Source organism: Psychrobacter sp. A3, assembly GCF_028823565.1.
In the GTDB taxonomy this organism is placed as follows: domain Bacteria; phylum Pseudomonadota; class Gammaproteobacteria; order Pseudomonadales; family Moraxellaceae; genus Psychrobacter; species Psychrobacter celer.
On the sequence record NZ_JAPEHS010000086.1, the window covers coordinates 1 to 10,334 of the forward strand.

General features: G+C 47.0%; 9 protein-coding genes, 1 tRNA gene and 1 pseudogene. 9 read left to right on the top strand and 2 right to left on the bottom strand.

The window, feature by feature from the left end; genetic code table 11:
* A pseudogene (locus tag NK638_RS10385) lies at nucleotides 1–207 on the bottom strand (glutamyl-tRNA reductase); the annotation flags it as partial.
* Nucleotides 208–771: 564 nt separating this feature from the next.
* On the opposite strand from NK638_RS10385, the gene NK638_RS10390 reads away from it, so the two are divergent.
* The 9 genes from NK638_RS10390 to NK638_RS10430 all read left to right on the top strand — a co-directional run bounded on the left by NK638_RS10390 (nucleotide 772) and on the right by NK638_RS10430 (nucleotide 9,678).
* Nucleotides 772–2,670 carry a tetratricopeptide repeat protein gene (locus NK638_RS10390; protein ID WP_274632969.1) on the top strand — a complete coding sequence of 633 codons (1,899 nt, stop codon included), beginning with the start codon at nucleotides 772–774 and terminating at the stop codon, nucleotides 2,668–2,670.
* Between the two features lie 148 nt (nucleotides 2,671–2,818).
* Nucleotides 2,819–3,523 (top strand): lipoprotein insertase outer membrane protein LolB, encoded by a 705-nt coding sequence (gene lolB / locus NK638_RS10395; RefSeq protein ID WP_274632970.1) that lies wholly within the window; start codon nucleotides 2,819–2,821, stop codon nucleotides 3,521–3,523.
* Between the two features lie 104 nt (nucleotides 3,524–3,627).
* Nucleotides 3,628–4,590, top strand: coding sequence for a 4-(cytidine 5'-diphospho)-2-C-methyl-D-erythritol kinase (gene ispE, locus NK638_RS10400; protein WP_274632971.1), 963 nt, complete (start codon nucleotides 3,628–3,630; stop codon nucleotides 4,588–4,590).
* A 301-nt stretch (nucleotides 4,591–4,891) separates the two neighbouring features.
* Nucleotides 4,892–4,969 (top strand) — tRNA-Gln (locus NK638_RS10405).
* Nucleotides 4,970–5,079: 110 nt separating this feature from the next.
* Nucleotides 5,080–6,027 (top strand): ribose-phosphate pyrophosphokinase, encoded by a 948-nt coding sequence (locus NK638_RS10410; protein ID WP_058367921.1) that lies wholly within the window; start codon nucleotides 5,080–5,082, stop codon nucleotides 6,025–6,027.
* Between the two features lie 393 nt (nucleotides 6,028–6,420).
* Nucleotides 6,421–7,095 carry a 50S ribosomal protein L25/general stress protein Ctc gene (locus NK638_RS10415; protein WP_274632972.1) on the top strand — a complete coding sequence of 225 codons (675 nt, stop codon included), beginning with the start codon at nucleotides 6,421–6,423 and terminating at the stop codon, nucleotides 7,093–7,095.
* Between the two features lie 197 nt (nucleotides 7,096–7,292).
* Nucleotides 7,293–7,874 carry an aminoacyl-tRNA hydrolase gene (gene pth, locus NK638_RS10420; RefSeq protein WP_105244644.1) on the top strand — a complete coding sequence of 194 codons (582 nt, stop codon included), beginning with the start codon at nucleotides 7,293–7,295 and terminating at the stop codon, nucleotides 7,872–7,874.
* Nucleotides 7,875–7,983: 109 nt separating this feature from the next.
* Nucleotides 7,984–8,364: an aspartate 1-decarboxylase gene (gene panD / locus NK638_RS10425; protein ID WP_274632973.1), complete on the top strand. Its 381-nt coding sequence runs from the start codon at nucleotides 7,984–7,986 to the stop codon at nucleotides 8,362–8,364.
* A 303-nt stretch (nucleotides 8,365–8,667) separates the two neighbouring features.
* The gene (locus NK638_RS10430) at nucleotides 8,668–9,678 is read left to right on the top strand and encodes a calcium/sodium antiporter (RefSeq protein WP_274632974.1); all 1,011 of its coding nucleotides are present in this window, start codon (nucleotides 8,668–8,670) and stop codon (nucleotides 9,676–9,678) included.
* A gap of 241 nt (nucleotides 9,679–9,919) precedes the next feature.
* On the opposite strand, the gene NK638_RS10435 is transcribed toward NK638_RS10430, so the two are convergent.
* On the bottom strand, nucleotides 9,920–10,334 hold a 415-nt coding region (locus NK638_RS10435; RefSeq protein WP_274632975.1), incomplete at its 5' end, for an RDD family protein.

The window sequence follows — 10,334 nt, forward strand, 5'->3', positions numbered from 1 at the left end:
TGCAGACTGGGCAGGCTCGCTTTCTACAGGCTGCGGTACCAGTGCATAAATCTCGGTACGGTTACAGGTCGAGACGATCACGCTGCCATCGGTAAAAACCTCTAACTGCTCAAGTGCGACATTCACATCGTCACCAACAAGCGCCAAGCGCTCTCGTAGAGCGACTGGTGCGGTTTTGTGATTGACCCCAATGACCACTAATCTCATTATTGATAGACCATAAACATGACGCTCACCTGTCAGCCATACGGTGTTTTGATTGTTTATATAAACCAATTCTTATATAGTCGACTCTAAATAAAACAGATACATTGTATTTCAACACGGAACTGTCTCAGTTTTATCCTAAACTTACTATATATAATATATAAACAAAAAATACCGTTTGCGACGACAGCGCTAAAAGGAAGAGCTTAAAATCGCCTATTATATCATTATTACCAGCGTTAATTAACACTCACCCACTGCGGATGAGTATTTGCTTGTATCTGGGCACTTGCCCAACAAATCAACTACCTAGGCGACTTTTATGACTGGCATCATTACATGACGCCCTGCATCTGTGCTTGTGCGCTAGTTGAGTAACACGGCTGCTATTGTTTATCTTGTCATTCTACTCTTATAATGTTTGACAGGCGCTTTCATCTGAGTATTACCCTAAGTTTTTATCTCAGCCATTATCATTGAAAACGCACCTTAACCTGACAAACCACCCCTTATTAAACGCTACCTATGGATTAGGCAGTCACTATCGGGCGAACACAGCTATTTATGATTTTTTTTGGGTCATTATTTCGGGCACCGCCAGCACTTGATGAGCGATTGAGCCTACGCGCTTTATTAAACCTCATTATAGAGCGCTTGTACCAACGCTATCGGCTAACGCTATCGTTGGCTGTTTGTCTGTGCCTATCTGCCCCTGTGCACGCCAGTGCTATCGATATCCCAGCGAAGGTAGAAAACCAGCAAAACAGCGCCAGCACGCTTACGAGCGCAGCGACACCCAGCGCCGGCGAAAGACTGCCAGAGACTGTCGATGTGCAGCGCTTGGCTCCTGCTAGTATCTGGCAGCCTGAGTTAAACGAGCCAAGCTTGTACGCGCTTTTGGCAGCAGAGTTTGCCGCTGATCGCGATGACAAACAACGCGCCGTCGCCATTTATAAACAGCAGTCATTCAAAAAAGATGCCACCGCTGTCTTTGAGCGGGCGCTGAGCCTGTCTTTACAAAATGAGAGTGTGGGCGACTCGTTACAGTTTGCCAAAACGTGGCAAGAGCAAAACCCCGATCACGTGCCTGCTTGGTTTTATGTCGCGCATTTGGCACTGCGCGCACACGATTACGTCTTGGCAGGCGAGACACTAAACCGCATCTTACGCTACGATCCACGCGCCGACTTAAGCGAGATATTAATCGGTATCTATCCCAATACCGATGCTGACAAACGCGATCTACTCGCCGCGCTTCAGCCGCTCGATAGCACGCAAAATGCGTCATTATCGGTACTAAAGGCAGGCCTGCTCTATCAATTTAATGAGCCTGAGATTGCTATTGTACATATCAACCGTGCGCTGGCACACCAGCCTAATTATGTGCCTTTTATTACTCTAAAGGCAGATATCTTACGCAAAATCGTCACCGCCGAAACCGTGGTCAATTACCTTAGCCAAGCGCGCTTGCGCAACCCTGATAGCAAGAGTCTGTACCTATACGAGATTCGCTATTTACTGGACTTAAAACAAAGCCAAGAGGCGTGGCAATTATTACTACAAGCGCACGAGCGTTTTCGTGAGGATGCGGAGATTACCTTGCTAGCAGCACTGGTGAGCTTGGATATTGAGCAATATGCAAGTGCGGATAATCTACTCAATCTGCTTGCCAAAAACCCCGCTTACCTTGACCAAGCTTATTACTATCTCGGTATCAGTGCTGAGCGTCAGCAGCGCTTTGAGCAAGCCAAGCACTATCTCAATGCCGTGATGCAAGAGGACTTGGTATTGGAGGCACGTCGAAAGGTGGTGGCGTTTGAGCTACTTGATGACGATGTCGCTGCCGCCATCAGCACTTTAGAAAAACTACGCAAACAATTTAGCGTCTTTGCCCCTGACACTTATGTCATGCAGGCCGATATTTTATGGCAACAAAACGAGCCGGATGAAGCGCTACGGCTGTTGACTCGGGCAGCGCGTAAATACCCTGACAATGAGAGGCTATTGTTTGCTCGCGCTCAGCTCCTCGATGATAAAAACGACTATATCGTCAAACGCACCTTGCTCAATCATCTGCGCGCGCTCGATCCGAGCAATCTGGCCTATCAGCTAAGTTATGCCCAACTGCTCTTGGCCAATGAGCCAAACTCTGAGCAAGGCTTGGCCTTGGCGACCGATATCATCCAAATTCGTTATGATGATCCGCGCTACGACAACGAGCTGCACTTGCAAGCGCTCAACATATTGGCAAGTAACGCCTTGACCAACCAACGCTATCAGCAAGTCATCGACTATCTACAGACGCCTTATGATGTCTTTCCGACCTTACGCTCAGGCACGCTGTTGCTACGTGCCTACCAAGGCCTGGGCAATAACGCAAAAGTCGAGGCTTTGCTTGCCGACTTGCAGAAGCGTTTTTCATTTGGTCAACATAATATCAGCGACCGTATACAACTATATTAGAGTCTGTGCAAAAGCGAGGTGCGGGTACCGGTTACAAGGTACTTATAAGAAGCTAACAGCCGCGTATAAGCGAGTAACAAATAGCGCTTAAGCTAGCCTTTGATCAAAATTATTATTTTTGCAAATTTATTTGTTTTGAGGATGTTTTATGCCAGTTGCCACCCTTTTTTTTCAGCTCTCTGCCGAGTTTAAATCCAAATATAAATCCAAGTGCGAATCTAAGTTTCAGTCTAAATCTAAATCTAAATCGCAAAAGCTAACCCTGCTGACGGCGATAGCGGCTACCCTTGCCATTACCTCTGGCTGTCAGTCTCTAAAGACTGCCAATACTAGCCATCAATCAGGCACCATGATACAAGGTCAAAACAGCGAGCAGCCAAACAAGCTTGAGCGTTTTAATATCACCGGCAAGATTGGCGTGACCACGCCTGCCAGCGACAGTAGCGGCGCGCAAGGTGGCAGTGCGTTTTATGCATGGGGCCAACAAGACGATCGTTTTGCTATTGAACTAATCGGCGCGCTCGGCATTGGCAAAACCAATATCGAATACGATGGTCAGACGGCCACCTTGGTCAGCGAAAAAACCGGTACTTTGACCGCTGATGATCCTGAGGCCCTACTAAAAAAAGCCACAGGCTGGCAAGCGCCCATCTCGCAAATGCCCTATTGGATATCTGGTCGCCCCGCGCCCTCAGACAGCGCGCCCAAACTCGATGCACAAAACCGCCTGATAAGCTCGGTCAATGGTGAGTGGACAGCTAGCTTTACTTATAAAGGCTCAGACAAACGACCTTCCAAAATCAGCGCAGTGCAGCCACAAGGCAACAAGGTTGTCATGACGATTAATCATTAGTCCATCAGGTATCAACAACGGATCGCCTTTCAAAAGCTATCATGGCTCATTAAGATAGCTTTTTATGACTGTACCTTATGATGAAAAAACATGACTGAAAACATATGATTGAAAATATAGCAGCATCATCTGCTTCTACGATGACTCGTCTCTCACCTGCCAAGCTCAATTTGTTTTTGCACATCACTGGCAAGCGCGCTGATGGCTATCATGATTTGCAAACGGTTTTTCGCCTGCTTGGTTGGGGCGATTATTTACATTTTTCACTCATAGATGGTGCTGTGATACCAACGGCTGATGGCGAAGCAGATGTCGATACCCTCTGTCATCAGCTATTGGTATTAGAGGGTGCAGAGACAATCACGACTAATATAGAAGACAACTTAATTTTTAAAGCGGCGCGCGCTTTATTGGCCGCGGCCATAGCGTCAAACAAGCTACCCAAGCAGCTTACGCCAGTGACGATTGAGCTGGACAAACACTTACCCATGGGCGCAGGGCTGGGCGGTGGCTCCTCTAATGCCGCAACGACACTGCTGGCACTTAATGAGATATGGGCGTTTGGCTTCTCCCAAGATGAGATGATAAGCATCGGTGCGACAGTAGGCGCAGATGTGCCGATCTTTATTTTTGGTCAAGATGCGATTGCGATGGGTATTGGTGAAAAATTAACTGCCATCAATTTACCTGACCAGCAGTATTTAGTCTTAACGCCTAAGGCGCATGTCAATACTGCCAAACTATTCGCCCACCCCAAACTACAGCGAGATATCACTTCTCTGTCGATTGATACGATTAAAAATCAATCCAATGATTATGTTCAAAATTTGAATACGCCCTATCATAATGTGTTTACGCCAGTGGTAGCGAGCCTCGCTCCTGCGGTTGCAGAGGCCTTGAGTTATTTGCAAGGATTAGAGACACAAGTATTGGGCACAGCACGCATGACGGGCTCTGGTAGTGCGGTGTTTTTGCCATTGGATGCCAGTATTACTACCGATAAGGCATTGATAAAAAAATGGCTGGCAAATGCGCCTTGTCCTGCTCACTTGGTAGATAACTTATAATTGCGCTATCAGAGTACAGGCTGCGTCCCAAAAGCGGCGGCTTTCCTATACACACTAGGACGGCTGATATAAATACTCCTTGCGCGCTACGCCGATGGAGACTACGTAACTGTATTTAAAAAAAGTATCACAACAGCACGTCAGAAAAATTTATACCCGCTTCACGTTGAAATATAATGTATCTGTGTTATTTGGAATCGACTATATAAAAAATTGAATGCAAAAATTTTGAATAAATACCAGAAAAAGGCGCAAATGACTTGCAAAATCTAAAAATTTACTTATAATAGGTCGCCACAATAGGGGTATAGCCAAGTTGGTAAGGCATCTCAGGTTTTGATCCTGACATCCGTTGGTTCGAGTCCAGCTACCCCTGCCATTTTTTACTATCTTAGTAGTCTATAATTACTTTCACCACTCTTTTCTTTATTTGGGCAGTTAGACACTGCTTAGTGGTCGCTGCTTGAGTCAATAAATAGGACTTCAGTCATGCCTTATTTGGCAATTTTTACGGGCAACGCCCATCCAGAACTTGCGAAAACCGTCGCCGACCACCTACACATTCCTCTTGGTAAAGCTGACATCACGCGTTTTTCTGATGGCGAAATTGCCGTGGAAATCAAAGAGCACGTGCGCGGTAAAGACGTATTTATCATGCAGCCGACTTGTGCACCGACCAACGACAATTTGATGGAAATCATGATGATGGCGGATGCACTGCGCCGCTCTAGTGCGGGCCGTATCACAGCAGTGATGCCGTACTTTGGTTATGCCCGTCAAGACCGTCGTCCACGCTCAGCTCGCGTCCCTATCTCCGCCAAAGTCGTCGCCGATATGCTAAATATCGTCAGTATCGACCGCGTCATGACCGTAGATTTGCACTCAGATCAGATTCAAGGTTTCTTTGACATCCCTGTCGACAACATCTACGGCACCCCTGTCCTGTTAAATGACCTACAAAAACAAGACTACGACAACATCATGGTGGTATCGCCTGACGTTGGTGGTGTGGTACGTGCTCGTGCGATGGCCAAACAATTGGGCGACACCGATATGGCGATTATCGATAAACGCCGTGCCCGTGCCAATGAGTCGCAAGTGATGCACATCATCGGTGATGTGCGTGATCGTGACTGCGTCATCGTTGATGATATGGTCGATACCGCAGGCACCCTATGCAAAGCCGCTGAAGCATTAAAAGAAAACGGCGCGCGCCGCGTATTGGCTTACATCACTCACCCTGTACTATCGGGTAATGCGCTAAAAAACATCTCTGAATCAGCCCTAGATGAAGTGGTCGTGACTGATACCATTCCATTGTCTCCTGCTGCTCAATCTTGTAGCAAAATCCGCCAAGTCAGTATCGCACCGATGCTCGCTGAGAGCTTACGCCGCATCAATAACGAAGAGTCTATCAGCGCCATGTTTGACGCCTAACGACTTCTGTGTCAGTGGCGGTTTGCACATACAGCTACACGGACACCTGATATAAAAAACAGCGCCATATTTGATGATATGGCGCTGTTTTTTATGTTCGCATTTTGTGTAGGTCTTTATTATTGCTACAAAACCACGTATAATGCGCGCCTGTGCCGACCGTTTGTGTGATCTTTGATGGTTGGCATCTTTAAAAGTGCTGATCACATTTGCCAGATAGGTTTTTGCTGATATTTGTCAGTAAACGATGACGGCAAACATATTGCTCGGTTTTTTGGTTGTCAGCGTCACTGATGACCAGTCATCGAGCTTTCATCACATATTAGTGGGTTGGTCGCAAATCCACTTTTTTATGACCAGACACTTCATTTATCTTTTTATAGGATTGTATCCATGAGTATTAATCATTTCGAACTAAGTGCAGTTGCCCGTTCTGCAGAACAGCAAGGTAAAGGTGCGAGCCGCCGCCTACGTAAGCAGAACCTAGTACCTGCTATCATCTATGGTGGTGACGAAGAGCCAACTGCGGTTGCTATCAAAATCAATGAGCTGGTTAAGTCTCTTGAATTTGAAGCGTTTTTCTCACACATCTTGACGCTAAATGTCGATGGCGAAGCGCATCAGGTCGTTATCAAAGACCTACAACGCCATCCAGCTAAAGGCTTCCCAATGCATGCTGACTTCCAGCGCATTGTAAAAGGTCATAAGATCAACATGAATGTTCCTGTGCATTTCACTGGCCGTGAAGAAGCACCAGGTACAAAAGCTGGTGGTATCTTGTCTACCCTAGTCTCTGACATCGAAATCGTTTGCCTACCATCACAACTACCTGAATACCTAGAAGTTGACGTATCAGGCATGGAAATCGGCGATCTATTCCGTCTATCAGACATCAAACTACCAGAAGGCGTTATCATCTTCGAACTTGATATGGAAGATGCACACGACCGTACTATCGTTAACATGCAGCCACCAACGGTTGAAGAAGTTGACGAAGATGCTGACGAAGTTGATGCAGCTGATGTACCTGCGACCGAGCAAGGCGATGAAAACGAAGACGGCGAATAATAAACGACCGCTAGGTCGTGGCACTATGCCGTCGACCTGCTGATAGGTTCGTTTCGTCAAAAAAAAACAGCAGGTGATGTATATCTCCTGCTGTTTTTGTAAGTAGGGTTTAAGTTTAAGCATCACAGTGCTGTCAGACATAAACGACAGCACGACCAACCTTACGCTCATTTATCACATTTAAGCAGGATGTTTTTATGGCCATAAAGCTTATTGTCGGTCTTGGTAATCCCGGTCAGCAGTATATGTTTACGCGTCATAATGCAGGATTTTGGTTTGTCTATCATTTGGCGCAGCAGTTCAATATCGCCCTTTCTCCTGACAAAAAGTTTCATGGGATAACGGGACGCGGACAGATTCATGGCGCTGATGTACGCTTGCTGATGCCATCGACCTTTATGAACAAATCGGGTCAATCGGTGGTACCGATGGTCAACTTTTATGGCATCGACAACGATGAGCTGTTGATCGCGCACGACGAGCTGGATATTCCAGCGGGTAGTATCAAGCTCAAAACCAATGGCGGCCATGGCGGCCATAACGGTCTGCGCGATATCACCCCGCATATCGGCAACGACTTTCATCGACTGCGTATCGGTATCGGGCATCCAGGTCACAAATCGAAGGTCAGTGGACATGTCCTCTCAAAGGCCTCACCTGATGAACAGATTGCCATCGACAGTGCTCTGAGCGCCGCGTTTGATGCGTTGCCCTTGCTGTTGGGCGGCGATATCGAAAAAGCCCGTTCACAAATCAATAGCTTTAAATTACCAGAATAATGCTATAAAATTGCGCCAGCCTTTTATTTTTGCAAAATCATCCCCATTAACCTTTTGATTTTGCTCATTTAATCTGTTTTTAATATTCGTTTCACTAAGGAAGCACCTTATGCTACTTAATATGCTCAAATGCAAACTTCACCGTGCCCGCGTCACTCATGCCGAGCTGCACTATGAAGGCTCATGCGGTATCGATGGTGATTTATTGGACCTCGCCGGTCTGCACGAAAACGAATCAATCGACATCTATAATGTCACCAATGGCAAGCGTTTTCGCACTTATGCGATTCGTGCCGAAGCAGGCTCTGGTATCATCTCATTAAATGGTGCGGCTGCTCATATGGCAGACTTAGGCGATATCGTCATTATCTGTGCTTATGCGCACTTTGATGAAGCAGAAGCTGCGACCCACCAGCCAAAACTGGTCTACTGCAACGAAGACAACACGGTAAAAGACACCGCCAATATCATTCCTGTGCAAGTGGCTTAAGCGCCTGACGCTCTAAGCGCTGCTGACCCATATCAGGCATTACCGCTGTCAGCCGTCAGGGCATATATATGATTATCGTACGTAAAAGCTGACTCTACAGAGGATTCAGCTTTTTTTGTGCCATTTTTATCTGGCACATTTATACTTTTATCCAAACTTAAAGACGAGCCGCGCTGGACAATACCTGCCAGCTACTTTGTAGATAAACCTAGTTTTAACGGTTCGACAAGTTTTAACGCCTTGACAGGGCTTGGCGTGTTTTTTGAGTTTGATGTCATGATTCATTGATAAGGAAAGACACTGATGTGGTTAGCAGTTATTGCTGTATTGATCGGCTTGGCAATTTTGGTATGGAGTGCAGACGTTTTTATTGATGGTGCCACGGCACTGGCAAAAAAACTCAATGTACCCAGTTTTTTGATTGGAGTTATTATTTTGGGTCTTGGCACTTCTGCACCCGAAATGGTGGTGTCGGTACTGGCCGCCTTAGAAGGCAGTCCGGAGCTAGCACTGGGTAATGCCTATGGCTCAAACATCATCAATATCGCCTTGGTACTGGGCGCAACTGCCCTAATAAGCCCCATAACCATCCATAAAGGCATCATAAAACGCGATCTGCCAATATTGCTAATCATTACTGCTTTGGCCGCGTGGCAGCTGCGTGACGGGCAGCTGAGTATCGTTGACGGACTGGTACTCTTAGCACTATTGGTCGTGGTCTTGGGCATCCAAATCGTGCTGAGCGTGCGAGAAGGCAGCTCACATAAGGTCGATGATATCGATGATAATAAGATTGTAGAGCACCACGCAGTGGATGACGCGCTGAGCGCAGCAGATAGTGAGCCAAGCTTGCTACGTGGTTTGTGGGCGTTGTTCCTTGGACTGACCATGCTGGTGGCCAGCTCGCGTGCCATCGTCTGGGGCGCAGTAGAGTTGGCGACGCTATGGGGATTGAGCGAGCTGATTATCGGTCTGACCATCGTCGCCGTCGGCACGTCTTTGCCTGAGCTGGTGGCCAGCCTATCAGCGGCGCGCAAAGGCGAACACGATATGGCGCTGGGCAATATCATCGGCTCTAATATTTTCAACACTTTAGGCGTGGTGGGTCTGGCAGCCTTGATCGCTCCGATTAGCGCCAGTCCGATTATTTTGTCGCGTGATGTGCTGGCGATGAGTGCGATTACGCTGCTACTTGTCGTGCTGTGCGGCGCCGCTTTTATCAGACATCGCCCCTTTGGCCGAGGCTCAGGTGCCGCGTTGATGCTGTTTTTTGTCGGCTACACACTGTGGCTGATGCAAACCGTCAATATGTAGAGAGAAGATGAGATTGAGGTAGGTGTGCTAACTGCCAGCGCTTTATCACCCCTGTATGATAAGCGGTACAAATGACGCTTATCATATAGTGAGTTCAGTATAAAAATGATACGGTGAGACTGGGATAAATTTTACGCAGCATCGAGCAGCGCAGGCACAGCACGCAAGGAAAATTTATACCCGTTCCACGTTGACATATGATGTATCTATTTTATTTAGAATCGACTATACAAGCTCACAGTTATTGATTTTTCTTACGGTTTTTAAAACCACGCCATAGTCCCTCATGCGCCACCTTTGGCATCTTAAGAGTAATGGAATTTGAGAGCATATCTTGTACGGCAAGACCGCGGCGATTAAACAAACAAAACACGTAATTAAAAATTAAACCCAAGAACGCACTGGTTAGCATAATCGTGCGCGAACCACCGATCAGGCTGCCGATGACACCAAACAGCAACGGCATCAAACAAGCCGCCAATATACGTTTAAACGACTGTCCCCAAGTCAATAAATGCCCAGCATTGTTGATGGTCTTTAGCCGCCATGTCTGCATGCCAAGGGTCTGGCCGCCGCGTCGCCAAAATATCCCATAGAACGCTACCAAGGTCAAAACAAAAGCCGGCGTCATGACAAGGTTTTGATACCAAGTCGGT

Bases quoted from the DNA above. Each gene is read 5' to 3' on its own strand.
- pth (WP_105244644.1), top strand. From the start codon at position 7,293: ATGGCCATAAAGCTTATTGTCGGTCTTGGTAATCCCGGTCAGCAGTAT.
- panD (WP_274632973.1), top strand. From the start codon at position 7,984: ATGCTACTTAATATGCTCAAATGCAAACTTCACCGTGCCCGCGTCACT.
- NK638_RS10410 (WP_058367921.1), top strand. From the start codon at position 5,080: ATGCCTTATTTGGCAATTTTTACGGGCAACGCCCATCCAGAACTTGCG.
- ispE (WP_274632971.1), top strand. From the start codon at position 3,628: ATGATTGAAAATATAGCAGCATCATCTGCTTCTACGATGACTCGTCTC.
- NK638_RS10390 (WP_274632969.1), top strand. From the start codon at position 772: ATGATTTTTTTTGGGTCATTATTTCGGGCACCGCCAGCACTTGATGAG.
- lolB (WP_274632970.1), top strand. From the start codon at position 2,819: ATGCCAGTTGCCACCCTTTTTTTTCAGCTCTCTGCCGAGTTTAAATCC.
- NK638_RS10415 (WP_274632972.1), top strand. From the start codon at position 6,421: ATGAGTATTAATCATTTCGAACTAAGTGCAGTTGCCCGTTCTGCAGAA.
- NK638_RS10430 (WP_274632974.1), top strand. From the start codon at position 8,668: ATGTGGTTAGCAGTTATTGCTGTATTGATCGGCTTGGCAATTTTGGTA.